Source organism: Pseudarthrobacter sp. 1C304 (assembly GCF_052245515.1).
Classification (GTDB): domain Bacteria; phylum Actinomycetota; class Actinomycetes; order Actinomycetales; family Micrococcaceae; genus Arthrobacter.
In genome coordinates this window covers 217,417-243,995 of sequence record NZ_JBQQCH010000002.1, presented here as the reverse complement: position 1 = coordinate 243,995, position 26,579 = coordinate 217,417, and the positions used below count along the sequence as shown (strand labels likewise).

The 26,579-nt window shown below is 67.0% G+C and carries 24 protein-coding genes; 16 read left to right on the top strand and 8 right to left on the bottom strand.

The window, feature by feature from the left end; genetic code table 11:
• Positions 1-118: 118 nt before the first annotated feature.
• The gene (locus ACTWQD_RS05145; RefSeq protein WP_443195101.1) at positions 119-1,660 is read left to right on the top strand and encodes an ABC transporter permease; all 1,542 of its coding nucleotides are present in this window, start codon (positions 119-121) and stop codon (positions 1,658-1,660) included.
• A gap of 26 nt (positions 1,661-1,686) precedes the next feature.
• Entirely contained in the window at positions 1,687-2,760 is a 1,074-nt protein-coding gene (locus ACTWQD_RS05140) for an ABC transporter permease (protein ID WP_443195527.1), read from the top strand.
• Between the two features lie 33 nt (positions 2,761-2,793).
• Here ACTWQD_RS05140 and ACTWQD_RS05135 read toward each other — a convergent pair whose 3' ends face one another.
• Positions 2,794-3,423 carry a PH domain-containing protein gene (locus tag ACTWQD_RS05135; protein WP_443195100.1) on the bottom strand — a complete coding sequence of 210 codons (630 nt, stop codon included), beginning with the start codon at positions 3,421-3,423 and terminating at the stop codon, positions 2,794-2,796.
• Positions 3,424-3,502: 79 nt separating this feature from the next.
• Here ACTWQD_RS05135 and ACTWQD_RS05130 point away from each other — a divergent pair, with 79 nt between their 5' ends.
• From ACTWQD_RS05130 to ACTWQD_RS05110, 5 genes are all read left to right on the top strand, one after another.
• Positions 3,503-5,332: an ABC transporter ATP-binding protein gene (locus ACTWQD_RS05130; RefSeq protein ID WP_443195099.1), complete on the top strand. Its 1,830-nt coding sequence runs from the start codon at positions 3,503-3,505 to the stop codon at positions 5,330-5,332.
• A 251-nt stretch (positions 5,333-5,583) separates the two neighbouring features.
• Positions 5,584-7,269: a peptide ABC transporter substrate-binding protein gene (locus tag ACTWQD_RS05125; RefSeq protein WP_443195098.1), complete on the top strand. Its 1,686-nt coding sequence runs from the start codon at positions 5,584-5,586 to the stop codon at positions 7,267-7,269.
• 138 nt (positions 7,270-7,407) lie between these two features.
• Complete coding sequence (locus tag ACTWQD_RS05120) at positions 7,408-8,337, top strand: ABC transporter permease (protein ID WP_443195097.1); 930 nt, start codon at positions 7,408-7,410, stop codon at positions 8,335-8,337.
• Positions 8,327-9,277: an ABC transporter permease gene (locus ACTWQD_RS05115; RefSeq protein ID WP_443195096.1), complete on the top strand. Its 951-nt coding sequence runs from the start codon at positions 8,327-8,329 to the stop codon at positions 9,275-9,277. Before ACTWQD_RS05120 ends, ACTWQD_RS05115 begins: the two co-directional genes overlap by 11 nt.
• Before the next feature lie 11 nt (positions 9,278-9,288).
• On the top strand, positions 9,289-11,007 hold the full coding sequence (locus tag ACTWQD_RS05110; RefSeq protein ID WP_443195095.1) for a dipeptide ABC transporter ATP-binding protein: 1,719 nt from the start codon (positions 9,289-9,291) through the stop codon (positions 11,005-11,007).
• A gap of 81 nt (positions 11,008-11,088) precedes the next feature.
• Here ACTWQD_RS05110 and ACTWQD_RS05105 read toward each other — a convergent pair whose 3' ends face one another.
• Positions 11,089-11,958 (bottom strand): SGNH/GDSL hydrolase family protein, encoded by an 870-nt coding sequence (locus ACTWQD_RS05105; RefSeq protein ID WP_443195094.1) that lies wholly within the window; start codon positions 11,956-11,958, stop codon positions 11,089-11,091.
• A 268-nt stretch (positions 11,959-12,226) separates the two neighbouring features.
• On the opposite strand from ACTWQD_RS05105, the gene typA reads away from it, so the two are divergent.
• The 3 genes from typA to ACTWQD_RS05090 all read left to right on the top strand — a co-directional run bounded on the left by typA (position 12,227) and on the right by ACTWQD_RS05090 (position 15,736).
• A complete protein-coding gene (gene typA, locus ACTWQD_RS05100) occupies positions 12,227-14,155 on the top strand; it encodes a translational GTPase TypA (protein WP_443195093.1) in 1,929 nt (642 codons plus the stop codon).
• Between the two features lie 32 nt (positions 14,156-14,187).
• Positions 14,188-14,565 (top strand): hypothetical protein, encoded by a 378-nt coding sequence (locus ACTWQD_RS05095; RefSeq protein WP_443195092.1) that lies wholly within the window; start codon positions 14,188-14,190, stop codon positions 14,563-14,565.
• Positions 14,566-14,926: 361 nt separating this feature from the next.
• Positions 14,927-15,736, top strand: coding sequence for a type IV toxin-antitoxin system AbiEi family antitoxin domain-containing protein (locus ACTWQD_RS05090; RefSeq protein ID WP_443195091.1), 810 nt, complete (start codon positions 14,927-14,929; stop codon positions 15,734-15,736).
• 191 nt (positions 15,737-15,927) lie between these two features.
• Here ACTWQD_RS05090 and ACTWQD_RS05085 read toward each other — a convergent pair whose 3' ends face one another.
• On the bottom strand, positions 15,928-16,197 hold the full coding sequence (locus ACTWQD_RS05085; protein ID WP_443195090.1) for a putative acetyltransferase: 270 nt from the start codon (positions 16,195-16,197) through the stop codon (positions 15,928-15,930).
• A 166-nt stretch (positions 16,198-16,363) separates the two neighbouring features.
• Here ACTWQD_RS05085 and fdxA point away from each other — a divergent pair, with 166 nt between their 5' ends.
• The 5 genes from fdxA (at position 16,364) to ACTWQD_RS05060 (ending at position 20,849) form a co-directional block, all read left to right on the top strand.
• Positions 16,364-16,690 carry a ferredoxin gene (fdxA, locus tag ACTWQD_RS05080; RefSeq protein ID WP_226762298.1) on the top strand — a complete coding sequence of 109 codons (327 nt, stop codon included), beginning with the start codon at positions 16,364-16,366 and terminating at the stop codon, positions 16,688-16,690.
• A 12-nt stretch (positions 16,691-16,702) separates the two neighbouring features.
• Positions 16,703-17,851: a succinyldiaminopimelate transaminase gene (gene dapC, locus ACTWQD_RS05075; RefSeq protein ID WP_443195089.1), complete on the top strand. Its 1,149-nt coding sequence runs from the start codon at positions 16,703-16,705 to the stop codon at positions 17,849-17,851.
• Positions 17,852-18,079: 228 nt separating this feature from the next.
• Complete coding sequence (locus ACTWQD_RS05070; protein WP_443195088.1) at positions 18,080-19,363, top strand: citrate synthase; 1,284 nt, start codon at positions 18,080-18,082, stop codon at positions 19,361-19,363.
• A gap of 169 nt (positions 19,364-19,532) precedes the next feature.
• Positions 19,533-20,180: a TetR/AcrR family transcriptional regulator gene (locus tag ACTWQD_RS05065; protein ID WP_443195087.1), complete on the top strand. Its 648-nt coding sequence runs from the start codon at positions 19,533-19,535 to the stop codon at positions 20,178-20,180.
• 57 nt (positions 20,181-20,237) lie between these two features.
• Positions 20,238-20,849, top strand: coding sequence for a hypothetical protein (locus ACTWQD_RS05060; protein WP_443195086.1), 612 nt, complete (start codon positions 20,238-20,240; stop codon positions 20,847-20,849).
• On the opposite strand, the gene ACTWQD_RS05055 is transcribed toward ACTWQD_RS05060, so the two are convergent.
• Together ACTWQD_RS05055 and dapD are read right to left on the bottom strand one after the other, a co-directional pair.
• Positions 20,838-21,686 carry a hypothetical protein gene (locus tag ACTWQD_RS05055; RefSeq protein ID WP_443195085.1) on the bottom strand — a complete coding sequence of 283 codons (849 nt, stop codon included), beginning with the start codon at positions 21,684-21,686 and terminating at the stop codon, positions 20,838-20,840. The two genes, ACTWQD_RS05060 and ACTWQD_RS05055, sit on opposite strands and share 12 nt — an antisense overlap.
• Positions 21,687-21,754: 68 nt before the next feature.
• Positions 21,755-22,765: a 2,3,4,5-tetrahydropyridine-2,6-dicarboxylate N-succinyltransferase gene (gene dapD / locus ACTWQD_RS05050; protein ID WP_443195084.1), complete on the bottom strand. Its 1,011-nt coding sequence runs from the start codon at positions 22,763-22,765 to the stop codon at positions 21,755-21,757.
• A 58-nt stretch (positions 22,766-22,823) separates the two neighbouring features.
• Between dapD and dapE the strand changes: the two genes are divergently transcribed.
• Positions 22,824-23,978 carry a succinyl-diaminopimelate desuccinylase gene (gene dapE / locus ACTWQD_RS05045; RefSeq protein WP_443195083.1) on the top strand — a complete coding sequence of 385 codons (1,155 nt, stop codon included), beginning with the start codon at positions 22,824-22,826 and terminating at the stop codon, positions 23,976-23,978.
• A gap of 105 nt (positions 23,979-24,083) precedes the next feature.
• Here dapE and ACTWQD_RS05040 read toward each other — a convergent pair whose 3' ends face one another.
• The 3 genes from ACTWQD_RS05040 to ACTWQD_RS05030 form a co-directional block, all read right to left on the bottom strand.
• Positions 24,084-24,917: an amino acid ABC transporter permease gene (locus tag ACTWQD_RS05040; protein ID WP_443195082.1), complete on the bottom strand. Its 834-nt coding sequence runs from the start codon at positions 24,915-24,917 to the stop codon at positions 24,084-24,086.
• A complete protein-coding gene (locus tag ACTWQD_RS05035) occupies positions 24,914-25,564 on the bottom strand; it encodes an amino acid ABC transporter permease (RefSeq protein WP_443195081.1) in 651 nt (216 codons plus the stop codon). Before ACTWQD_RS05035 ends, ACTWQD_RS05040 begins: the two co-directional genes overlap by 4 nt.
• A 98-nt stretch (positions 25,565-25,662) precedes the next feature.
• Positions 25,663-26,544 carry a glutamate ABC transporter substrate-binding protein gene (locus ACTWQD_RS05030; protein ID WP_443195080.1) on the bottom strand — a complete coding sequence of 294 codons (882 nt, stop codon included), beginning with the start codon at positions 26,542-26,544 and terminating at the stop codon, positions 25,663-25,665.
• Positions 26,545-26,579: the final 35 nt, after the last annotated feature.

The following is a 26,579-nucleotide window of genomic DNA, read 5'->3' as shown; positions in this document are numbered from 1 at the left end:
GACGCCTTTCTAGCGAAACCCCCGACGATGGCGGGCCCCGCCCTACCATTGCGGGACAGGCCAAACTCTGCGACCGGCCCGGGCAATCCCCGGGCACGAATACCGAGGTTCTATTCCCATGGTGACCTACATAGTCCGGCGGCTCATCACCGCCGCCTTCATACTTCTCGGCGCATCCTTTATGGTGTATCTCCTGACAGCGGCGTCAGGGGATCCCCTCGAGGAGTTCCGTGCCAGCAGCGCCCCGAACAAACAGCAGCTTATGGACGCGCGCACCGAGCTGCTGCAGCTGGACACCCCCGCGCCCATCCGGTACTTCCAGTGGCTCGGTGGCGCGGCGAAGTGCCTCGTCCCGTTCGCCGGCACCTGCGACCTGGGCAAGAACATCGCCGGCCAACCGATCACTGACGCCTTGGGGCACGCCCTGGTTCAGACCCTGACCCTGGTCACCGGAGCCACCGTCCTGGCGATCCTGATCGGCATCACGCTCGGGATCATCACCGCCCTGCGCCAGTACAGCACTCTGGACTACGGCGTGACGTTCATGGCCTTCCTGTTTTTCTCGCTCCCGATCTTCTGGGTCGCGGTGCTCCTGAAGGAGTACGGCGCCATCGGGTTCAACAACTTCCTCCGGAATCCGGAGATCCCCTTGCCGGCAGCCCTTGCCATCGGCGCCGTCGTAGGCGCCCTGACGGCGGTGACGCTCGGCGGCGAGATGAAGCGCAGGCTGCTGATCGGCGGCGTCGTCTTCCTCTTCGCCAGCGCCGTGCTGATGTACTTCTCCGCCACGGAGTGGTTCAAGAACCCCGGGCTGGGCCCGGTGGTCATCGCGATCGCCGGCGTCGGCATTGCCTTCGCCGTCACCCTGCTCTCCGCCGGCCTCAAGAACCGCAAGGCGCTGCAGTCGGCGCTGATCGCCGTCGGCGTCGGGCTGGTGCTCTACTTCGTCGTCCAGCCGCTGCTGAACGAGGCGACATTCCTGATGATCGTGATCCTGGCCGTGGCCGCCATCCTCGTCGGCATGGGCATCGGCTACCTGATGGGCGGCTACGACCGCGGCCAGTCCATGCGCGCTGCGGCGATCACCTCGTTCCTGGTCGGCGGGCTGGTCCTGCTGGACCGCTTTATGCAGGCATGGCCCACGTACTTCAACAACAGCCGTGTCCGGGGCCGTCCCATCGCCACTATCGGCGCCAGCACCCCGAACATTGAGGGCGACTTCTGGATCCTGAGCCTGGACACCTTCACCCACCTCATCCTGCCCACCATGGCACTGATCCTCATCTCCCTGGCCGGTTACACCCGCTTCACCCGGGCCTCGATGCTGGAAATCATGAACATGGACTACATCCGGACCGCGCGGGCCAAGGGCCTGTCGGAGCGGACCGTCGTCATGCGCCACGCGTTCCGCAACGCGCTGATCCCGATCGCCACCATCGTGGCGTTCGACATCGGGGCACTGATCGGCGGCGCGGTCATCACCGAAACCGTTTTCTCGGTCCGGGGGATGGGCTTCCTGTTCCTCGACGGCATCACCCACGTCGATCCCAACCCCGTCATGGGCGTCTTCCTCTGCGTGGCCATCACGGCCATGGGTTTCAACCTCATTGCGGACCTTGCATACTCCGCACTTGATCCACGCGTAAGGGTAAAAGCATGAGCCAGCCAAGTCAGCAGGACGAAATCATGGCAGAAGACGCCAGCCTCCGGCAGCCGGCTGCCGGCATCGAACCCATCCTCGAAGCCAAAGGCCTGAGCCAGGGGCAGATTGTCCGGAAACGGTTCCTGGGCCACTCCGGCGCCATCGCCGGGCTGGTTGTCTTCGCCATCATCTTCGTCATGGCCTTCACGTCCGTGGGGTACTTGGGGATCCCCGGCTGGTGGAAATACAACCACGAGGAAGTCTCGCCCCTGATCAACGACGGCGTCCCCACGGCTTCGCTGTGGCCGCTCGCCTGGGGCGAACATCCCTTCGGCCAGGACCGGATCGGGCGCGACCTCTTCGCGATGACCATGCGCGGGGCCCAGCAGTCCATCACCGTCATGGTGGTGATCGGACTCATCGCCGGCCTGATCGGCGTCGTGGTCGGGGCCCTGTCCGGCTACTTCCGCGGCTGGACCGAAGCGGTGCTGATGCGCCTCACCGATGTCATCATCATCATCCCGGGCCTGCTGCTCGCCGCCGTGATGGCACAGATGGCCAACCGGCGGGACTCCGGCGGCTGGTTTTCCGCATTCGCGGCCAACAACGGCGTCCTCGCCCTGGGCATCTTCCTTGGCCTGATCACCTGGGTGGGGCTCGCCCGCCTCATGCGCGGAGAGTTCCTTTCCCTGCGCGAACGCGAGTTCGTCGATGCGGCCCGGATCTCCGGGGCCAGTAACGCCCGGATCATCTTCAAGCACATCCTGCCGAACGCCGTGGGTGTGCTGATCGTCAACGTCACTCTGACCATGTCAGCGGCGATCCTCACCGAAACGGCCCTGAGTTACCTCGGTGTCGGCGTCAAGGCTCCGGACACGTCGCTGGGGCTGCTCATCTCGCAGAACCAGGAAGCCTTCGCCACCCGGCCGTGGCTGTTCTGGTTCCCCGGCCTGTTCATCGTGCTGATCTGCCTGAGCATCAACTTCATCGGCGACGGCCTGCGGGATGCCTTCGATCCCCGGCAGAAGAAGTTCAACGCGAAGAAGGCCAAGGACGCAGGCACGCATCCGCTTGAGGCGGCACCCGTTACCGCGTTCGACAGCACCAAGGACCGCTAGGTGCCCGCCCTTCGCAGTGCAGTACCGGCCCGGCTACTGGGCAGCCACCGACCAGACGCTCGCTGCCAGCAGGAGTACGACGGCGGCTGCCGCCACCCAGCGGTACCTCACCTTCACCGGTGTGGTGGCGGCGTCGCCGGCGGCCAGGGATCCGCTCTCCACCAGGGCCTGCCAGCGTGCGCGCACCAGCCGCGCGGCCTGGCCGGAGTCTGTGGTCTTGAGGTCGCCGGGCCGCACGGACTGCCCGGGGCCATACGTGGTGGCCGGGAGGCCCCGGAGGTCGTCCGGCTGGGCGTTGCGCCCGCCCCAGATGCCGGGCGCCGGCGCGGCCCAGGCCGCGTAGCTCTTGCGGGCCGTGACAAGGGTGAGGGCGAAGCGGGTGTCTACGTGCACCAGCGCCGCCCACGGCACCAGGACGGACCGGAACGGGTTTTCCAGGGTCACCCCGTCGTCGTGCACCACAACGGCGGGCATCCAGAACAGCTGCCAGCCCAGGAAACCGATCAGCAGCAGCGGTGCCGCTCCAGCCAGGGCCGCCGGGCCGGCGGTGACCACGGTGACCACAATGCCCAGGGCGGCAACCGACCAGGCGAGCCAGGCGAACCAGACGTTGGTTCGGGCCTTGAAGATTTCGATGGTACCGGCATGTGGCGCAGAGCTCATGCCCCCAATAATTCAGTATTCCGAGCCGCAGCACTAATTCCCGGTGGACCTGCGGCCCGGGTGGAAGGAAAGCCCCATCATGACTGACTTCATCACCCTCGACCCGGCGGTCACCCCCGCGCCGGACAAGAACGGACCTGTCCTGGAAGTCCGCGGCCTGAGCGTCGATTTCGGCGTGGACAAGAAATGGGTGCCCGCGGCCATCGGACTGAACTATGAGGTGCGGGCCGGCGAGGTGCTGGCAATCGTGGGCGAGTCCGGCTCCGGCAAGAGTGCCAGCTCCATGGCCCTGCTGGGCCTGCTGCCGAGCAACAGCCGGGTGAGCGGAAGCGTCAAACTCGGCGGGCAGGAGCTGCTGGGGGGCAACGAGGCCAACATCCGCGCGGTCCGCGGCAAGGACGTGGCGGTGATCTTCCAGGAGCCGATGACGGCCCTGAATCCGGTCTACACCGTGGGCGCCCAGATCGTGGAGACGGTCCGGCTGCACAGCGAGGTCTCTCCCGACGAGGCAAAACTGCGGGCCCTGCGCATGCTCGAGCTCGTGGAACTGCCGGACCCGGAAAAGGCGTTCCGCTCCTACCCCCACCAGCTCTCCGGCGGCCAGCGGCAGCGCGCCATGATCGCCCAGTCCCTCTCCTGCGATCCCAAGCTGCTCATCGCCGACGAGCCCACCACCGCCCTCGACGTGACCGTCCAGGCGGAGATCCTGGACCTGATGCGCAACCTGCGCAACAAGCTGGACAGCGCCATTGTGCTCATCACCCACGACATGGGCGTCGTGGCGGACCTCGCCGACCGGATCGCCGTGATGCGCCGCGGCGTCATTGTGGAAACCGGCACGGCCGCCCAGATCTTCCACAACCCGCAGCACGAGTACACCAAGGCCCTGCTGGCGGCCGTCCCGCACCTGGGCCAGGGCGGCACGGACTCCGCAGCTGAAGTGGACGTCACGGCAGCCCTCGCCGCCGCCACGCACGCGGAACTGACCTCGGTTCCGGAGGAGCAGCTGCTCCGGCGCGAGCGTGAAAACGCCGCAGCCCTGGCGGCCGCGGCGGCCGCCAGGCCCCAGGGCCAGCCGGTCCTGGAACTGACCGACGTCGCCATCGAATACCCCAAGCAGGGCCGTGTGCCCGCCTTCCGCGCCGTGGAAGGCGCCAACCTGGTGATCTACCCGGGACAGGTTGTCGGGCTGGTGGGGGAGTCCGGCTCGGGCAAGACCACCATCGGCCGGGCCGCCGTCGGGCTGCTGCCGGTCGCCGCCGGCACCATGAAGGTCGTCGGGCAGGACATTTCGGCCGCCAAGCGGAACGGCCGGCAGCTCCAGGAGATGCGCCGCCACGTGGGCATGGTCTTCCAGGACCCGTCGTCGTCCCTGAACCCGAGGCTTCCCATCGGCGAAAGCATCGGCGAGCCGATGTTCCTGTCCGGTGCCGCCAAAGGCGCCGAGTTGCAGCAGCGGATCGAGGCGCTTCTGGACCAGGTCGAGCTCCCGCGCAACTACCGCAACCGCTACCCGCACGAACTCTCCGGCGGACAGAAGCAGCGCGTGGGGATCGCCCGGGCCCTCTCGCTCAAGCCGAAACTGATGGTCGCCGACGAGCCCACCTCGGCCCTGGACGTGTCCGTTCAGGCCAAGGTGCTGGACCTGTTCCAGAACCTGCAGAAGGAGCTCGGGTTCGCGTGCCTCTTCGTCACCCATGACCTCGCGGTGGTCGACGTCCTGGCGGACCGGATCTGCGTGATGCAGCGCGGCCGCATTGTCGAGCAGGGCACCCGGGACCAGATCCTGCGCAATCCGCAGGAGCCGTACACCCAGCGTCTCCTGGCCGCAGTGCCGCTGCCGGACCCGGAAAAGCAGCGGGAACGCCGCGAACTCCGCGCACAGCTTCTGGCGGCTGAATCGAGTTAATTTGGGTTAATTGGGAGAGCGGGGCGGCCAATCCTACCAGCCAGTAGCCTGTGACTTGAAATACATTTCACTTGACGCTAACGGTCACGTCTTTGTCGGGTCACGGTTTGGCAACGGAGTTCCAATATCTGGACATTCCGGGGTTAGGCTACTCGTATATGTAGGCCACGTCACAGGGGATACCCCTGTGCCCGCTTACGGGGAAGCACAAGTTTTTCCCTCACGAACTCCCACAACTCATAGGAGGCGGAATGCGTTTTTCGCGCACTTCCAAAGCTCTGGGCATGGTGGCCATCGCCGCCCTCGCCCTGACCGGATGCGGTGCCGGAGGCGGCACCTCAAACGGTGCCAGCCAGGCTGCCGGCGACCCCAACAAGGTCATCACTGCGTACAGCAATGAACCGCAGAACCCCCTGATGCCCGCCAACACCGGCGAAGTTTACGGCGGCCGCGTCGTCGAACTGCTCTTCGAGGGCCTCACCAGCTACGACCCCAGCGGCAAGTCGGTGAACGCACTGGCCGAGTCCATCGAATCCCCGGACGGCCAGAACTACACCATCAAGGTCAAGAAGGGCACCAAGTTCACCAACGGCGAGGAAGTCACCGCCAAGAGCTTCGTTGACGCCTGGAACTTTGCCGCGCTGAGCACCAACGCGCAGGGCAACAGCAGCTTCTTTGAGTCCGTCGAGGGCTATGACGCCGTCAGCGCCACGCAGAAGCAGGCAGGTGCGGACGGCAAGGAAACCGAGGTCCCCGCACCCACCGCCGAGACGCTTTCCGGCCTGACGCTCGTGGATGATTCCACGATCACGGTCAAGCTGAGCCAGCCGGAAGCCGACTGGCCGCTGCGCCTGGGCTACTCCGCCTTCATGCCGCTGCCCGCAGAGGCCATCAAGGACCCGAAGAAGTACGGCGAGAACCCGGTCGGCAACGGTCCGTACAAGATGGAGAAGGAAGGCGCCTGGCAGCACGACAGCCAGATCGCCCTGGTCAAGAACCCGGACTACAAGGGCGCCCGCGAAGCCAAGAACGGCGGCGTGACCTTCAAGTTCTACACCGACCCGGCTCCGGCCTACACGGACATCCAGGCCAACAACCTGGACGTCACCGACGTTCTGCCGACGAACGCCCTGAAGACCTACACCATGGACTTCCCGGAGAACCACCTGAACAAGCCGTACGCCGGCAACTCCACCCTGAACATCCCGGGCTACCTGCCCGAGTTCCAGGGTGAAGCCGGCCAGCTGCGCCGCCAGGCCCTCTCCATGGCCATCAACCGCGACGAGATCACCAAGGTCATCTTCTCCGGCACCCGCATCCCGGCCAAGGACTTCACCTCCCCGGCTGTTGACGGCTACAACGAGAACGTTGCCGGTTCCGAGGTCCTGAAGTTCGACGCCGCGAAGGCCAAGGAACTCTGGACCCAGGCTGACGCGATCAGCCCGTGGCCCGCCGACAAGACCCTGGAGCTCGCCTACAACACCGACGGCGGCAACAAGGAATGGATCGACGCCGTCGCCAACAACTTCAAGAACAACCTGGGAATCAAGGCCGAAGGCCAGCCGTTCGCCAAGTTCGCTGAAATCCTGAAGCTGCGCTCCGCCAAGGAACTGCCGGGCCTGACCCGTGCCGGCTGGCAGGCAGACTACCCGTCGCTGTACAACTTCCTCGGCCCGCTCCTGAAGACCGGCGCCAGCGCCAACTACGAGGGCTACTCGAACCCCGAGTTCGACAACCTCCTCACCGAGGGCCTCGGCGCCAAGTCCACGGACGACGCCAACGCCAAGTTCACCCAGGCCCAGGAGATCCTGTTCAAGGACCTCCCCAACCTGCCGCTGTGGTACTCCGCACGCCAGGCCGTCTGGAGCCAGAATGTCAGCAACGTTGACTCCGGCTGGAACGGCGTTCTGCAGTACTGGGCCATCACGGCCAAGTAGTTCCGGAGTTCTGCGGAACTCTTTTCCACATCACTAAAGCTTGGGGGTCCGGCCTTGCCGGACCCCCATACGCTTGAAACCGGCAGGAAGCTGTCCCATGATTCCCCTTCGTTCCACCACTTCACCGGAGGAGCTGCTGTGATCCAGTTCGTCCTCCGGCGCCTGCTGCAGGTCATTCCGGTCTTCCTCGGAACCACCCTGCTCGTCTACTTCATGGTTTTCGCCCTACCCGGCGATCCCATCCGCGCGCTCTTCGGCGACCGCCCGCCGAGCGAGGCGGTCATCGCCCAGCTGCGCCAGCAGTACAACCTGGACGAGCCCTTCTGGGTCCAGTACGGGCTGTTCCTCAAGAACCTCTTTACCTTTAACCTCGGCGTCGACTTCACCGGCCAGCCCATCGCCGACACCCTGGCCCGGGTCTTCCCCGTCACGGCCATGCTTGCCATCGAGGCCCTCATCATCCAGGGCGTGTTCGGCATCGCCTTCGGCCTGGTCGCCGGTCTGCGCAAGGGCGGCTTCTTCGACAGCACGGTCCTCGTGCTCTCGCTCGTCGTCATCGCCATCCCCACCTTCGTGCTCGGCTTCGCGCTGCAGCTGCTGATCGGGGTCCAGCTGGGGTGGGCCAAACCCACGGTCGGCTCCAACGTCACGTGGGGGAGCCTGATCCTTCCGGCCGTGGTCCTCGGCCTGGTGTCCTTCGCCTACGTGCTGCGGCTGACCCGTGCGTCCGTCATCGAGAACATGAACGCCGACTACGTCCGCACCGCCACCGCCAAGGGCCTGGCCCGCCGCCAGGTGGTCATGACCCACGTCCTGCGCAACTCGCTGATCCCCGTCATCACGTACCTCGGCGCAAGCCTGGGCGCCCTGATGGGCGGCGCGATCGTCACCGAGGCCATCTTCAATGTCCCCGGCGTTGGCCAGAAGCTGTACCAGGCCATTCTCCGAAGTGAAGGCCCCACCGTCGTCGCCATTGTGAGCGTCCTGGTGCTGGTCTTCGTGCTCGCCAACCTGTTGGTCGATCTGCTGTACGCCTGGCTTGACCCGAGGATCCGCTATGAAAACTAACCGCATATCCGAGCACTACGTTGCCCCGGTGGAGGAGACCCCTCTGCTGGCAACGGATGCCGTCAAGGTCGACGACGCCCCGCTGAGCCTCTGGGCCGACGCGTGGCGCAAGCTCCGCCGTCGTCCGCTGTTCATCATCTCCGCGATCATGATCGCGCTGATCATCGTGGTGGCGGTCTTCCCCGGGCTGTTCACCCAGGTGGCCCCGGACAATGGCTGCGAGCTGGCAAACTCCAACGGCGCGCCCACGGAAGGACACCCCCTCGGGTTCACCTTCCAGGGCTGCGACATCTACTCGCGCATCATCCACGGCACGCAGGCCTCGCTCATGGTGGGTGTGTTCTCCGTAATCTCCGTGCTGATCATCGGCGTCACCCTCGGCGCCCTCGCCGGCTTCTTCGGCGGCTGGGTAGACACCGTGATCGCCCGCCTCGGCGACATCTTCTTCGCCCTGCCGATCGTCCTCGGCGCCCTGGTCCTCACCCAGCTGCCGCTCATGCGGGAAAACAGGGGCGTGGGGACAGTGGTCCTGGTGCTGGTGGTGCTCGGCTGGCCGCAGATGGCCCGCATCACCCGCGGCGCCGTTATCGAGGTGCGCAACGCCGACTTCGTGACGGCCGCGCGTTCGCTCGGTGTCTCCCGCATCGGGTCACTCGTCAGCCACGTGCTGCCGAACGCGCTGGCCCCGATCATTGTGCTCGCCACCATGGAACTCGGTGTGTTCATCGTGGCCGAAGCCACGCTCTCGTTCCTCGGAATCGGCATGCCCGGCTCCGTCATGTCGTGGGGCAATGACATCTCCGCCGCGCAGGCGTCCATCCGCACCAACCCGGCTGTCCTGCTGTACCCGGCAACAGCCCTGTCCATCACCGTGTTGAGCTTCATCATGCTGGGCGACGCCCTGCGTGATGCGCTCGACCCGAAGAGCCGTCAGCGATGAAGGAGGCAAACATGACAACTTCCGACGTCACTATTGCAGAGGCCGGAACCCCGGCCGGCCGGCCCCTGCTGGAAATCCGCGATCTTGCGATCTCCTTCAAGACCGGCAGCGGCGAGGTCCAGGCCGTGCGGAACGCACACCTGACCATCATGCCCGGCGAGACGGTCGCCATTGTGGGCGAGTCCGGGTCCGGCAAGTCGACGACGGCGCTGGCCGCCATCGGCCTGCTGCCCGGCAACGGCCGCGTGGCCGGCGGGCAGATCCTGCTCGACGGCGAAGACATCGCCCATGCGTCCGAGAAGCGCATGATCGAACTGCGCGGCAACATCATCGGCATGGTCCCGCAGGACCCCATGTCCAACCTGAACCCGGTCTGGAAGATCGGCGACCAGGTCAAGGAGACGCTGAAGGCCAACGGCCGCCCCAGCGGCCCGGACGACGTCGCCAAGGTCCTGGCGCAGGCCGGGTTGCCGGACGCCGGCCGGCGGGCCAAGCAGTACCCGCACGAGTTCTCCGGCGGCATGCGCCAGCGCGCCCTGATCGCCATCGGCCTGTCCTGCCAGCCGCGCCTGCTCATCGCCGATGAGCCGACGTCGGCCCTGGACGTCACCGTGCAGCGCCAGATTCTGGACCACCTCGAAAAGATGACCGACGAGCTGGGCACCTCGGTGCTGCTCATCACCCACGACCTCGGCCTTGCCGCCGAGCGTGCCGACAAGGTTGTGGTCATGTACCGCGGCAACGTCGTCGAAGCCGGTCCGTCGCTGGAGCTGCTGCAGAACCCGCAGCACCCCTACACGCAGCGGCTGGTGGCCTCGGCGCCGTCGCTGGCGTCACGGCGCATCCAGGTGGCCAAGGAACTCGGCGTCTCCACGGACGAGGTGCTGGCCCCCCGCGGTTCCGCCGCGGCGGAACCGGCCATGACCGAAGACGTGCTGCAGATCCAGAACCTGAGCAAGGTCTTCAAGCTCCGCGCCGGGTTCGGGAAGTCCACCGACTTCACCGCCGTCGACGACGTCTCCTTCAACGTCAAGCGCGGCACCACGACGGCGATTGTGGGCGAGTCCGGTTCCGGCAAGTCCACCGTGGCCCAGATGGTGCTGAACCTGCTGGAGCCGACCTCCGGCAAGATCATCTTCGACGGTGTGGACACCTCGGCGCTGAACACCAAGGAGATCTTCGCGTTCCGCCGCCGGGTGCAGCCGATCTTCCAGGACCCCTACGGTTCCCTGGACCCGATGTACAACATCTACCGGACCATCGAGGAGCCGCTGCGGGTCCACAAGATCGGGGACAAGGCCAGCCGCGAGAAGAAGGTCCGCGAGCTGCTGGACCAGGTGTCGCTGCCGCAGTCCACCATGCAGCGGTACCCGAATGAGCTCTCGGGCGGGCAGCGTCAGCGCGTCGCGATCGCACGCGCCCTGGCACTTGATCCCGAGGTGATCATCTGTGACGAGGCCGTGTCTGCGCTGGACGTGCTGGTGCAGGCGCAGGTGCTGAACCTCCTGGCCGAGCTGCAGTCCCGGCTGGGCCTGACCTACCTGTTCATCACCCATGACCTCGCGGTGGTCCGGCAAATTGCCGATCACGTGTGCGTTATGGAGAAGGGCAAGCTGGTGGAGACCGGTTCAACCGACGACGTCTTCGAGGCTCCGCAGCGGGACTACACCAAGGCGCTGCTCAATGCGATCCCGGGTGCACGCCTGATGCTGCCCCCGGAAGTGGCCTGACCGGCTGACGGGCTCCGCCTGATCACTGAGTGGCCAAGAGCCGGTGTCCGCCCCGCAGGGTGGACACCGGCTCTTGCCGTTTCAGGCGCCGGGGGAGCGGAAGCCGAGTTCGTCCAGCCGGCGGCCCAGCAGGGAACCCAGCGCCGCGTGGCCCCCGGGACCCATGTGGACGTCGTCGGCCATGAAGCCGGTGAGGTTGTAGCGCGTCAGCCAGTCCCCGACGCCCACGAAGGCAATGGCATGCCGGGCCGCCACCTCGCCCAGCAGCGCATCCACCTCGGTGCGGCGCCCGCCGCCGTTGGCGGCGCCGCGGGCGAGGGTCCCCACCATGGCCATCTTGGCCCCCGGGTAGCGCTGCCGGACGCTGGCAATCAGCCGTTCGGCGTTGGCCGTGATCTGCTGGTCCGTGGCGCCGCGGGAGGCGTCGTTGCCGCCGCCCGCAATAACGACAAGGGGCGGCGCGCCGTAGGGGAGCAGCCAGTCGCCGCGCTGCAGGGCGTCGATGTAATTGCCGGTGGTGCCGTTGGAGGCGACGAATCCGGTGCCGCCCCGGCCGCAGAAGTGGACGGCGTAGCCCAGGCCCGCCAAGGCGCGGCGGGGCCAGGAGTCATCCGGCTCGGACTGGGAGTCGCCGATCAGCACCGCAGTCCTGGCGATGTCCTGCACCACCACCTCCTTGCGGCCGTTGGCGGGATTCCGGATGACGGTGCCTGCCGGCATGGTCTCCGGCGCGGCCGGCAGGGGCAGTTTTCCGCTGCCTGCGGAACCGGCGGCCATGGGCTTGCCGGGGGCGCCGGCGGGCGCGGGGACAGCCTGGCCGTGGAGCCCGCCCGCCGGTGGCGCGCCGCCGTCGGCCGTGCGGGTGGTGGGGAGCTGTCCGCAGCCGCCAACCAGGATGCCTACGGCAATCATCGGTGCGGCCCAGCGGAACAGTGCCGTGGCATTGCGCATTGATGTTCTCCGTGCTGGCTTGCTGTCAGAGCCATGATGGTGCATCGGTGCCGGAAAATCCAGTGAGTTTGCTCACAATTTTGCGGCCGAACTCCCGCCCTGACGGCCCGGGCAGGTCCGCGCGGAATGCCGGTTTTAGGCCAACAAAAGCCCTAGCGTTTAGAATGGATGAAGGTGCCCTGTGCCAAAGGGGCGTATCCGTCGTGCGTTCCGGTTGGAAATGTCGCGATACAACAGCTGACTTCACCACTGAATCGAGCAATAACGCATGTCTGAAACCACCACCAACACTGCGGTAGCCACTGCATCGCGCAGTGACCTGCGCAACGTCGCGATCGTGGCCCACGTTGACCACGGCAAGACCACTCTGGTCGACGCCATGCTCAAGCAGACCAACTCCTTTGCCGAGCACAACCACCTCGAAGACCGCGTCATGGACTCCGGTGACCTCGAGCGTGAAAAGGGCATCACCATCCTGGCCAAGAACACCACCGTGGCCTACAACGGACCGTCCTCCAACGGCGAGACCATCACCATCAACGTCATCGACACCCCCGGCCACGCCGACTTCGGCGGCGAGGTGGAGCGCGGCCTGTCCATGGTCGACGGCGTTGTCCTCCTCGTTGACGCCTCTGAGGGCCCGCTGCCCCAGACCCGCTTCGTCCTCCGCAAGGCCCTCGCGGCCCACCTGCCGGTGATCCTCCTGGTCAACAAGACCGACCGTCCCGACGCCCGGATCGAAGAAGTTGTGCACGAGTCCATGGACCTGCTCCTGGGCCTGGCCTCCGACCTCGCCGACGAAGTTCCGGACCTCGACCTGGACAAGATCCTCAACGTCCCCGTCGTCTACGCCGCTGCCAAGGTCGGCCGCGCCTCCCTCGAGCAGCCCGCCGACGGCACCGCCCCGGAGAACGAGGACCTGGAGCCCCTGTTCCAGGCCATCATCGAGCACATCCCGGCGCCCACCTACAACCCGGAAGGTGTCCTGCAGGCGCACGTCACCAACCTGGACGCCTCCCCGTTCCTCGGCCGCCTGGCGCTGCTGCGCATCTACAACGGCACCCTGCGCAAGGGCCAGACCGTTGCCTGGGCACGTGCCAACGGTGAGCTGAAGAACGTCAAGATCACCGAACTGCTGGCCACCAAGGCGCTGGACCGTGTTCCGGCCGAGTCCGCCGGCCCCGGCGAGATCGTCGCCGTCGCCGGTATCGAGGAAATCACCATTGGTGAGACCCTGACCGACGCCGAGAACCCGCAGCCGCTGCCGCTGATCACCGTGGACGATCCCGCGATCTCCATGACCATCGGTATCAACACCTCGCCGCTGGCCGGCAAGGTCAAGGGCGCCAAGGTTACCGCCCGCCAGGTCAAGGACCGTCTGGACAAGGAACTGATCGGTAACGTCTCCATCAAGGTTCTCCCCACCGAGCGTCCCGACGCCTGGGAAGTCCAGGGCCGTGGCGAGCTCGCGCTGGCCATCCTGGTTGAGCAGATGCGCCGCGAAGGCTTCGAACTGACCGTCGGCAAGCCGCAGGTTGTCACCAAGACCGTCGACGGCAAGGTCCACGAGCCGATGGAGCACATGACCATCGACGTGCCGGAAGAGTACCTCGGCGCCGTCACGCAGCTCATGGCTGCCCGCAAGGGCCGCATGACCAACATGGCGAACCACGGCACCGGCTGGTGCCGCATGGAGTTCATCGTTCCGGCCCGTGGCCTGATCGGTTTCCGCACCAAGTTCCTGACCGACACCCGCGGCGCCGGCATCGCAGCCTCGATCTCCGAGGGCTACGAGCCGTGGGCCGGCCCCATCGAGTACCGCACCAACGGTTCGATGATCGCCGACCGCGCCGGTGTTGTGACGCCGTTCGCCATGATCAACCTGCAGGAACGCGGCTCCTTCTTCGTGAAGCCGACCTCCGAGGTGTACGAGGGCATGATCGTCGGCGAGAACTCCCGCGCCGACGACATGGACGTCAACATCACGAAGGAAAAGAAGCTCACCAACATGCGTGCCGCTTCCTCGGACACCTTCGAGAACCTGACGCCGCCGCGCGACCTGACCCTCGAAGAGTCCCTCGAATTCGCCCGCGAGGACGAGTGCGTTGAGGTGACCCCGGACGCCATCCGCATCCGCAAGGTCATCCTGGACACCAACGAGCGTGCCAAGGCCAACCGCGCCCGCGCGAAGGTCTAGTCTCCCGCGTTCGCTGAACCAACGGATCGTTTGTGAATAAGAGAGCTGCCGGTACGGCAGGCGGTATTGCCGCCGCCGTACCGGCAGCTCTTTTTGCTGCCCTGGCAGGCACCATGCTGCACGGGCGGGACTTCCTGGTTGCCGGCGTCGAGGTGCCCTGGGGTGCGGCCGCGGCCCTGGTGCTGCTCGGCGCTGTGGAGCTGTGGCTCGGCGCCGCGTTCCGTTCCCTGCTCCCGACGGCGGTCTGCGGCATCCTCTGCTACGCCCTGGCGGGCTGGTGGTCCGCCCTCGGGAACGGCAAGCGCCTGATTATCGGGGACCTGGCCGGGACCGTCTGGATCTACGGCATCGCAGTGGTCACACTCGTCCTCCTGGCGTGGGTTCGGCGCTACCGCCCGGCCCGCACCTAACCACCCCGGGGGACATGCCCATTCTTTGACCTCCCCCCCCGGGGGACATGCCCATTTTTGGACCGGGCGGGTGCGCATAATGGCACCATGTCCGTCCGCGGCCACAGGAGCGGGGCATGCCCAATTGCTGGCTACAGTCACCCCGGGGGACATGCCCATTTCTGGACCCTCCGAGTGCGCATCACGGCATTATGTCCGTCCGCGGCCATAGCCACAGGGCATGCCCGGTGCGCCGGCGGAGGGCCTAATTTCCCCCGGAAGGGGACATGTCCCGGATCTGCCCGCAAAACCGGGCATGCCTTTTGCACATAGCGAAGCCGGGCCCTGTGCCGGCTGCATGTGCCGCGGGCAGGATGGCCGCATGGTCAATGTCATCGAAGTGATTGCCAGGTACGACGGCGTCGCCCGCGCCAAGCATCTCGCTGCCGCGGGAGTTTCGGATTTCCAGCTCAAGTCTGCGTTGGCCCGCGGGGATGTCGCCCGCGTGGCCCGGGGTGTCTACGCGGTTCCGGATGCCGATGCCCAGCTGGTCGCCATCCGCTCTCTGCCAGCCGAGCCGGCCTGCGTCACGGCAGCACAGCTCCGGGGCCTTTGGGTGCTTCAGCCTCCGCCGCTGCCGCATGTCGCGGTCCCTCACAGCCGGCACTATCCAGGATTTGTGTGCCACCGGTCCGCCGCGCCGCCCACCCTGCTGGACACCATCGTGCAAAGCCTTCGGTGCCTGCCGGAACTAGACGCCCTCGTCATTGCCGAGTCAGCCGTCGTCGTCAAGGGCGTCACCTTCTCCGAACTGCGGCACCGGCTGGCCGGGCGCAACGATGCCCGGGAACGGCGACTGGTGCAGAGCATCGTTCCCCAGTCGCAGTCCATCATCGAGTGCATGGCCCGGTACTGGCTGCGGAGGGCGGGGTTCCATGTTGAATCCCAAGTCAACATCCCCGGAATGGGCCACCTTGATCTCATGGTTGACGGCAGGCTCGGCATTGAGACCGACGGTGCGAAATACCACATGGACCGGACGAGCTTCGAGGAAGACCGGCGCCGGTGGAACGTCACAACCCGGCTGGGCGTGCCGACGCTTGTGGTCAGTTACGGGCTGCTCCTGAACCGGCCGGACGAGTTCATCGCCATGGTCCGCGAAACACTGAACACGCTCTCTGCCGCGGCCTAAGGCTGGACATGCTCCCCGGGTGTCACGGATGGCCGGGGGAACATGTGCAGACTCCCGCGGCCACCACTGGACATGTCCCGCGGGCGGCATCCGTGACCGGGGATCATGTCCAGTGCTGGCGGTGAAGAACGGGCATAGCGGCGTTATGTCCACGCGCCGAGTGCAGGGGAGGGCATGTCCGCCGGCAGGGGTCAGGGGAGGGCATGTCCGCCGGGGCGGGGGCTGCGGCGGGGCGGGGCCGGCGGGACCTCCTTGGCGGCCACCACCAGCGGGAAGGGGATCACGACGTCGGAGCGCCGGGTGCGCACGGTGCACTCACCGGCGGTGCGGGCAACGAGCTCACCCAGGGCGTCCGTCATCCCGCCTTCGATCTTGTACCGGACCACCACGCGGGTGCCCAGCTCCGCAGCAGCCAGAAAGGCCTGGGGCGGCAGGGGCGGGAGGGGCGTTGGGGTACTCACCTGTTCATCCTAGGCGCGGCGGATCCACGAGTGCGGACCCGTGTGACGCCCGGCTAGGTTCGCGGGAACAGGCTGGGAGATAATAGGCTCAGAAGTCAGCAGCCGGCGCTCAGGCCGGGAGCAGTTATCCGGCCGAGGCCGGAACCAACGTGGAGAGGCCAGGGACGTGACGTACGTAATCGCGCAGCCGTGTGTAGATGTCAAGGACAAGGCATGTATTGAAGAGTGCCCCGTCGATTGCATCTATGAGGGTGAGCGCTCCCTGTATATCCACCCCGACGAGTGCGTGGACTGCGGTGCCTGTGAGCCGGTCTGCCCCGTGGAGGCCATCTACTACGAGGACGACACCCCGGAGGAATGGGCCGACTACTACAAGGCCAACGTTGAGTTCTTCGACGACCTGGGCTCCCCGGGCGGGGCCGCCAAGGTCGGCAACACCCACACGGACCACCCGATGATCGCCGCCCTTCCGCCGCAGAACCAGGAAAGCTAGGGCGGGCCGCCGGTGACGTCTGCGGTGCGCAGCTTCGGCCTCAGCCTGCCCGACTACCCGTGGGAAGCCATGGCGCCGTACCTGGCCAGGGCCGCCGAACACCCCGGGGGAGCAGCGAACCTGTCGATCGGGACCCCGGTGGACGACACCCCCGCTGTGGTGCAGGAGGCCCTTCGCGCGGCGGCCAACGCCCCCGGCTACCCCACGGTCCACGGCACCGCCGGGCTCCGGGAAGCCATCGCGGCGTGGTTTGACCGCCGCCGCGGCGTCCCCGGGCTGGACCCGCGGGACATCATGCCCACGGTGGGTTCCAAGGAACTGGTGGCCTGGCTGCCGTTCCTGCTCGGCCTTCAAGCGGGCGACGTCGTGGTCCGCCCCACGGTGGCGTACCCCACCTATGACATCGGCGCCACGTTCGCCGGTGCAGAGCACGTCGCCGCGGACGACCTGGATGAGCTCGACGCCGCCACCCGCGCCCGGGTGCGCCTGGTCTGGGTCAACTCCCCGGCCAACCCGACCGGCAGCGTCCGCGACGCCGCATCGCTGCGCCGGATGGTCCGGCAGGCCCGGGAACTCGGCGCCGTCGTGGCCTCGGACGAGTGCTACGCCGAACTCGGCTGGGGCGAATGGGACGTCCAGCGCGGCGGCACGCCGGTGCCCAGCATCCTGGACCCCCGGGTCGCCGAAGGCTCCCACGAGGGCCTCCTGGCCGTGTACTCGCTGAGCAAACAGTCCAACCTGGCCGGCTACCGCGCCGCCTTCGTGGCCGGGGATCCGGCCATCATGGCGAACCTCGTCAACAGCCGCAAGCACGCCGGCATGATCGTTCCGTACCCTGTCCAGGAAGCGATGCGGGTTGCCCTCGGCGACGACGCCCACGTCCAGGCGCAGAAGGACCTCTACCGCGGCCGCCGGGAACGGATCGTGCCTGCGCTGGAGCGCTTCGGGCTCGCCATCCACGAATCCCGGGCCGGGCTGTACCTCTGGGCCACCGCGGGCGAGGCGACCTGGGATACGGTGGGACGGCTCGCGGACCGCGGGATCGTGGTCGGCCCGGGCGTGTTCTACGGCGACGCCGGCAACGGATTCGTCCGCGTCGCGCTGACGGCCAGCGACGAGCGGATCGACGCCGCGGCGGACCGCCTGGCCACAGGGCCATAACAATGATGTGACCCGTACCACAACTGGCGCGTTTTGGCCGGTTCCGGAGGGCCTTGGATTAGTGCCACCCGGAAACTGCCGGTAGTTTTTAACTGACTATCAATGGTGGCTTTCCACAAGAAGGCAGCGCAGCCGTTGGAATCCGTGTCTAGAACAGGTTCCGTGGGCGGCTTCACCAGAAGTTGGACCAGCTTTCTACAGGGGCCCCGACGCCCCAGAGGAGACTCCATGACTGAGACCACCAGCGCAACCCTGCGCCATGCCGGCGGCGAGCTCGAACTCCCGCGCATCCAGGTTGTAGAAGGAAACGAAGGCTACGACGTTTCCAAGCTGCTGAAGCAGACCGGTGCCGTTGCCTTCGACCCCGGCTTCATGAACACCGCGGCAACCACCTCCGCGATCACCTACATCGACGGCGACGCCGGTATCCTGCGGTACCGCGGCTACCCGATCGAGCAGCTCGCCCAGCACTCAAGCTTCCTGGAAGTTTCCTACCTGCTGATCTACGGCAACCTGCCGAGCCCCGCGGAGCTGGAAGCCTTTGACCAGCGCATCCGCCACCACACCCTGCTGCACGAAGAGCTGAAGGGCTTCTTCAGCGGCTTCCCGCGCGACGCGCACCCGATGCCGGTCCTGTCCTCGGCCGTGTCCGCGCTGTCCACGTTCTACCAGGACTCGCTGGACCCCTTCAACGCGGAGCAGGTTGAGGTTTCCACTTACCGCCTGCTCGCCAAGATGCCGGTCATCGCGGCCTACGCCCTGAAGAAGAGCATCGGGCAGCCCATGCTGTACCCGGACAACTCCCACAACCTCGTGGAGAACTTCCTGCGCCTGAGCTTCGGCCTCCCGGCCGAGCAGTACGAGGTGGACCCGGTGGTGGCCAAGGCGCTGGACCTGCTCCTGATCCTGCACGCCGACCACGAGCAGAACTGCTCCACCTCCACGGTCCGGCTGGTGGGTTCCTCCAACGCGAACCTCTTCGCCTCTGTGTCTGCCGGTATCAACGCCCTCTTCGGCCCCGCCCACGGCGGCGCCAACGAGGCCGTGCTGAAGATGCTGCGCCAGATCCAGGCCGACGGCACCAGGCCCGAGGACTACATGGAGAAGGTCAAGAACAAGGAAGACGGCGTCCGCCTCATGGGCTTCGGGCACCGCGTCTACAAGAACTACGACCCGCGCGCCAAGATCGTCAAGGCCACGGCCCACGAGATCCTCGGCAAGCTCGGCGGCAACGACGAGCTGCTCGACATCGCCCTGCGCCTCGAAGAGAAGGCGCTCAATGATGACTACTTCATCCAGCGCAAGCTCTACCCGAACGTGGACTTCTACACCGGCCTGATCTACAAGGCCATGGGCTTCCCGGAGAAGATGTTCACCGTACTCTTCGCGATCGGCCGCCTGCCGGGCTGGATTGCCCAGTGGCGCGAGATGATCAGCGACCCCAACACCAAGATCGGCCGCCCGCGGCAGCTCTACATCGGCGAGCCGGAGCGCAACTACCCTTCGGTCTGACACCGCAGGCAGCGTAAGCACGTCCGACGCCGGCCGCTCACCCCACGGGGTGCGCGGCCGGCGTCGTTTGCGTCCTGGCCCGGACCACTGTGCGCATTTGTGCAGGTCAGGCCCCTGCCCGCCGGTGTGCCCCGGCGCCGTTCGGGCACATCCGTGCTAAAAAAGACGAATGCCCAAATTTGTCGACGCCGCCTTGCGGCGCCAGGAAGTGGTCGAGGCGGTCTTCCGGATCGTTGCAGCAGACGGACTCGAGCGGGCCTCGCTCCGCGAGGTCGCGGACGAGGCCGAACTGGCCGTCGGGTCGGTCCGGCACTACTTCGCCAGCAGTGATGAGCTCCTGGCCCACTCCTTCGGCGTCGTCGTGGACCGGATCGTGACCCGGCTGACGGCCGCCGACGACCGTCTCGCGGAGGCGGAGCCCGGCACCCCGGAGCACCACCAGGGCGTGTTAACCCTGCTGGGCGAGCTGCTACCGCTCGACGAGGAACGTGCGGTGGATGCCTGCGTCTGGATGGCCTTCAAGAACGCGGCCAGAACCAAGCCGTTCCTGGCCGCCGAAGCCGACCGGAGCCACCGCGCCGTGGCCGCGGTGGTGGGCCGCCTGGTGATGGAACTGTCGGCCGGCGCCGCAGCGGACGGCACCGGTGATCCCCAGGACCAGCAGCGGCTGGTGACCGAGGCGGAACGACTGCTGGCCACCCTCGACGGGCTCACCATGCACGCCCTGCTGCAGCCCGAATGGATGACAGCACAGATGTGCCGGGACGTGTTGGAGTCCCACCTCACCGGGCTGGCCAGCTACGCTGGCAGCCATTAACGTGCGTTAACTTCGGGAATACACTGGGAACGTACGTCTTGCCAAGGAGGCAATTGGATGCACCACACAGGCGGGCCGGGCTGGCGGATCACCATGGACACTTCGGGTCCCATGCTCATTGCACTGTACATTCGCGACGCCGCCGGCCTGGACAGTGCCGGGCACCCGGCCCTGTGCCACGCGGCTCCAAAGATCCGGCCCTCGGACCACACCCATCTCATTGCCGAGGTGGGCGGACTCGGCGCGCTCAAGACTGAGTGGGAAGCCTGGTGGGAACAGCTCCTGAAGGCACACCCCGAGATGTCGCCGGAACTGGGCCCGCCCGGCTTCCGCAGCTTCAGCAATTCACCCGCCCTCCGGCGCGTGCTGCAGGCGCACTTCGGTGCCGCCCTGTCCTGGGCGCGGGAACGGCGCGGCGAGTACCTGGCCCTGGAAGCCGAACGCGAGGCCGCCGGCGGGGTGGGGCTGCTGCAGGACATGGTGGATGACCGGCTGCTCGAGGTGGGCCGAGCCGCCAACGACTTCACGCTGACCATCATTGAACTGCCCCTCACGGAGCCCCGGGCGTGGTACCTGGAGCCGGACAAGATCATCATGAGTTCGGACCTGCTGTCCCAGCCGGAGCTGTTCCGCAGTTACGTCCAGCCCGTGGTGGACCTACTCGTCTGAACCGGCGACCGTAATCCGGACCTGCCCCGCCGGCACCCCGGAGGGCTGCCAGCCGTTGCGGTCCTCCCGCATCCAGGCACGGCCCTCCGTCTGGACTTCCGTGATGGACAGGCCCTTGGCGCTGGCAACGGCCCAGTGGGCCATGGCCCAGGCCATCTCGCCCTCGGCGTCCAGCACCAGGGTGCTGCCCTCGGTGGTGGCGGCCACGCCGCCGAACGCAGCCGACAGCTTATCCTCCACGGCGGCGGGGTCACCCGCGGTCTCGGGGGCGCGCAGCGAGCAGTCGAGGCCGGCAGGGGTGTGACCGGCCAGGGACGAGGCGAAGGCCCGGGCCATCACTTCGTGCTGTGCGTAGGCGTCGGGGTACGCGGAGCGCTGGACGCGCTGCGCGGCGACAGTGATGTCCAGGCCCTCGTAGCCGGGCACTTTCACCAGCGCGTCGTAGAAGGCGTTGCTCGCGTGGTACGGGTCCATCACCTGTTCCGTGGTGCCCCAGCCCTGCGAGGGGCGCTGCTGGAAGAGCCCGCGGGAATCCGGACCGGCCTGGTCGCCGTGGCCGATGTTCCGGATCTTCGATTCCTGCATCGCCGTGGCCAGGGCAATACTGGCGGCGCGGGCCGGGAGCCCGCGGCGGACGGCGACGGCGGTGATCAGCCCCGCGTTCGCGGCCTGGTCGGTCGCGAGTTCGGCGCTGCCGGCACCGGCCGCCGTGCAGCGTTCGGTAATGAGGACCTCCGAACGCTGCACGAAGGCCACCGCCGTGTAGACCCCGCCGGCGACCATTGCCAGGGTCAGCAGCAGCACGATCCGACGGCGCAGGCTGCCTTTGCGTGCCACGAAACTACTCCCTCAGGCCCGTCCGGGCCGGTACATTCTTCTAACGGGTCAGGCTGTCCGCCCCAACCTCAGTTGGCGTGCAGGGCCTCGTTGAGTTCCACGGTCTGGCCCTTGCGGGGGAGGACTTCCACTTCACCGGTGGAGGAGTTGCGGCGGAAGAGCAGGTTCGGCACACCGGAGAGCTCCACGGCCTTGACGATCTGGCTCGTGTCCTCCCCGTCGGCGTCCCTGGCGCCCACGACGCGGATCCGGGTGCCGGCTGTGACGTAGAGTCCGGCCTCGACCACGGAGTCGTCGCCGATGCTGATGCCCACGCCCGAGTTGGCGCCCAGCAGGACGCGTTCGCCGAGTGAGATCTTTTCCTTGCCGCCGCCGGAGAGGGTGCCCATGATGGAGGCGCCGCCGCCGACGTCGGACCCGTCACCGGCGACGACACCGGCGGAGATGCGCCCCTCCACCATGGACGTGCCCAGGGTGCCCGCGTTGAAGTTGACGAACCCTTCGTGCATGACCGTGGTGCCCTCGGCCAGGTGCGCGCCCAGGCGGACCCGGTCGGCGTCGGCGATGCGCACGCCGGTGGGGATGACGTAGTCCACCATGCGCGGGAACTTGTCCACGCCGTACACGGTGACGGCGCCGCGCCGGCGCAGCCGCGCGCGGGTCAGTTCGAAGCCTTCGACGGGCGCGGGACCGAAGTTGGTCCAGACCACATTGGGGAGCTTGCCGAAGATCCCGTCGAGGTTGATGCTGTTGGGCCGGACCAGCCGGTGCGAGAGCAGGTGCAGGCGCAGGTACGCGTCCGCCGTGTCCGCGGGGGCTTCGTCGAGGTGGATCTGGACGAACACGACCTTCTGCTCGGTGCCCCGGTCGGCGTCGTCGCCGTTCTCGGCGATGGCCAGCAGCGACTGGTCCGCGTTGGCGACGTCGCGGAGGTTTTCCGCCGCGATTCCGAGGGCCGGTGCCGGGAACCAGACATCCAGCACGGTGGCGTCCCCGTTGCCGGTGGCGATCGTGGCGACTCCGTAACCATAGGCGGAGCGGTTGTCTGCGGGCACGGCGGAAGAAGCGGTTTCAGTCATGCCCCCAAGTCTATAGACGGCGTCCGCGGTGGCTGAAACTGAAGACCGATAAAGTGTGATGGTGACTGCCCCGGACCTGAACCCGCGCCCCACCGCCCGCCCCGCCGCCGCACGCCTGGACCTGCGCCAGGACGTTGCCCTGCTGACCGCCCGGCTCATCGACATCTACAGCGTCTCCGGGGCGGAGGGGGAGCTGGCCGACGCCGTGGAACATGCCCTCCGCGCCATCCCGCAGCTGGAGCTGGTCCGCGACGGCGACTCCATCATCGCCCGCACCAACCTGGGCCGTGCCGAGCGTGTGATCCTCGCCGGGCACCTGGACACTGTGCCGCTGCCCACCACTGAAGGGTCCCTGGGGGCCGTCCCGTCCTACTGGCCGTCCGGGGTGCCCGGTGAGGGGGCCCTCTACGGCCGCGGCGCCACCGACATGAAGGGCGGGGTCGCCGTGCAGCTGGCCCTGGCCGCCGGCCTGTTCGACGGCGGGGCGGAGCCGGACCGGGACGTCACGTTCGTCTTCTACGACCACGAGGAAGTCGAAGCGGTCAAGAGCGGGCTCGGCCGGCTGGTCCGCAACCACGGCAGCCTGCTCGGCGGGGACTTCGCGATCCTCCTGGAACCCACCCACGGGACGGTGGAAGGCGGGTGCAACGGCACCATCCGGTTCGAGGCGACCACCTCAGGCGAGGCCGCGCATTCCGCACGGGCGTGGATGGGCAGCAACGCAATCCACGCAGCCGCCCCCATCCTGGCCCGGCTGGCAACCTACGAGCCGCAGACCGTCACCGTGGACGGCCTGGACTACCGGGAAAGCCTCAACGCCGTGAGGATCAACGGCGGGACCGCCGGCAACGTCATCCCGGACCGGTGCGTCGTGGAGATCAACTACCGCTTCGCCCCGGACAAGACCCCGGATGAGGCGGAGCAGCACGTGCAGGAACTGCTGGCAGGGTTCGACGTCGTCCGGACCGACAGTGCCGCCGGCGCCCGGCCGGGACTCAGCCATCCCGCCGCGGCGTCCTTTGTGGCCGCCGTCGGTGCCGCGCCGAAACCCAAGTACGGCTGGACCGACGTCGCGCGTTTCAGTGAGCTGGGCATCCCGGCGGTGAACTTCGGGCCCGGCGACCCGCTGCTGGCGCACAAGGACAACGAGCACGTCGAGGCCGACGCGGTCCGCGAATGCCTGCGCGCGCTGCGGAGCTGGCTCGCCGCCTGAGCCCGCCGGGCCGCCGCGCGGACGCGCCGCCGGTACAACAGGGCCGCCAACGCAAAAGGTCCGGAACCCCGTGCGGGGTTCCGGACCATTTGTGTGAGCGGGGGCCTACTTGGCCGGGATCCCCGCGACGGGGACATGCACCATGCCGCCGGCGGCCTTCCGGGATCCGCGCTTCTCGATCCAGATCGCAAGCCGGGAGACGGAGAAGTTGATGGCGATGTAGATCGCCGCCGCCACGAAGAACACCGGGAACAGGTAGTCCGGGCCGAGGAAGTCGGCCATGATCTGCACTTTGCGGAGCAGTTCCTCGTAGGACACGATGTAGCCCAGCGAGGTGTCCTTCAGGAGCACCACGAGCTGCGCCACGAGCGACGGCAGCATACGCCGGATCGCCTGGGGCAGTTCGATGCTCCGGCGGGACGCGAAGCTGGTCAGGCCGATCGCGAGGCCGGCTTCGCGCTGGCCCTTGGGCAGGGACTGGATGCCGGCGCGGATGATCTCGGCAAAGATCGCCGAGTTGTAGAGCACCAGGCCGGCGACGACGGCGACGAACGAACCGGTGGCGAACACCAGCAGCACAAAGAACATCATCAGGACCACGGGCATGCCGCGCAGGAATTCCAGCACGATCCGGGTGGGGATCCGGATCCAGGCGACGTCGGAGATGCGCATCAGGCACAGCACCAGGCCCAGCGGGAACGCAATGACGGCGGCGACCGCCGCGGCGGTCAGGGTGGCGACGATCCCGTTGCCGATCAGCACCCAAACCTCGGGAATCTGGAAAACGGCCCACCGTTCGGGCTCGAAGATACCCTGCTGGGCGAGGATGGAGACCGCCCACCAGAGAAGCCCGGCGATCGCGACCGCGCCGACGATGGAGCCGATCAGGGAGACACGGCGGGCTTTGGGGCCGGGGACGTCGTAAAGGACCGAGCTCATCGGGCGATCGCCACCTTTCGTTCAACCACGTTGGCGAGGTAGCCAAGCGGGACGGTTATCAGCAGGTAGAAGAAGGCGACACCCACGAGGACCCACAGCACGGCGTCGCCGTTGGCGTTGGCGAGCTGACGGCCATAGCCGAAGAGTTCCAGGACGTAGAAGGCACCGGCCACCGAGGAGTTTTTCACTAGGGCGATGAGGATGTTGATCATGGGCGGGATTACCGTGCGCAGGGCCTGCGGCAGGATGATCAGGTTGAGGACCTGGCTGAACTTCATGCCGATGCTGCGGGCGGCCTCGGCCTGGCCCACCGGGACGCTGTTGACGCCGGAGCGCACCGCTTCGGCGATGAAAGCCGAGGTGTAGGCGCTCAGGGCGATGATGGCGGCGACCTCGAACTGCTGGAACGTCACCCCAAGCCGGGGGAGGACCACGGCGGCGAAGAAGAACGCGATGGTCAGCGGGGTGTTCCGGACGATCTCCACGTAGGTCATGCTGAAGCCGCGCAGGGCGGCGATGGGCGAGACCCGGGCCGCCGCGAGCAGCGTGCCGAAAATCAGTGCGAAGATCCCCGAGACCACGGACAGGAAGAGGGTTCTGAGAAAACCGTCCACATATGCGGGAAGGTTATCAATGATGACGTCCATAGGTTCCTTAGGCTGCCTTGAGGGAAGTGGAGCGGGAGACGGGAATGGCGGTTGCCGGAGCCGCGTCGGGCGCGAACCCCGGCAACCGCCACACCAGGCTAGTAACGGTCGATCGTGGGCAGGGCGGGAGCGGTCTTGATGACCTCTCCGGCGGTGTCTTCCCAGGCCTTCTTGTAGGAACCGTCCTTGTCGAAGGCTTCCAGCTGGTCGTTGATCCACATGCGGAACGCGGTGTCGTCCTTCTTCAGGCCGATGCCGTAGGGCTCCTTCGTGAACGTCTCATCCGATGCCAGCTTGAAGGCATCCGGTTCCTTGGCCACAAAACCGGCCAGGATGACGTTGTCAGTGGTGATCGCTTCAACCTGCTTGTTGCGCAGCGGCTCGAGGCAGGCGGAGTAGGTCGCGGCCGGAACCAGGACTGCACCGTACTTCTCGACGATCGTGGCGGCCGGCGTGGAACCGGTCACGGAGCAGACGTTCTTGCCCTTGACGTCTTCGGGCTTGGTGATGGACGTGTTGTCCTTGTTCACCATCAGCGCCTGGCCGGCCTCGTAGTACGGTCCGGCGAAGTCCACTTCGGTCTTGCGCTTGTCATTGATCGTGTAGGTGGCGACGATCAGGTCCACCTTGCCCTGCTTGATGAACTGCTCGCGGTTGGCCGAAACCGTCTCGACCCATTCGATCTTGTCCGCGGCGATGCCCAGCTTGGCGGCGATCAGCTTGCCGATTTCCACGTCGAAACCGACCGGCTTGCCGTCGAGGCCCTTCTGGCCGAACAGGGGCTGGTCGAACTTGGTGCCGATGACAATCTTGTCGGCGGATGAAAGCTTTGCCATGGTGGAGTCGGCGGCGAAGCTCGGCTTCTCCGCGACAGGCGGGTTGGACGTGGTGCTGCTGCCGCCGCAGGCGCTCAGGCTGAGTGCCAGGGCTGCGGAGGCGGCCACCAGAAGGGATTTCCTCCGGGTCAAAAATGCCTTCATGACATTCCTTTCATTGGTCGGCCGCCTCGCGGCGG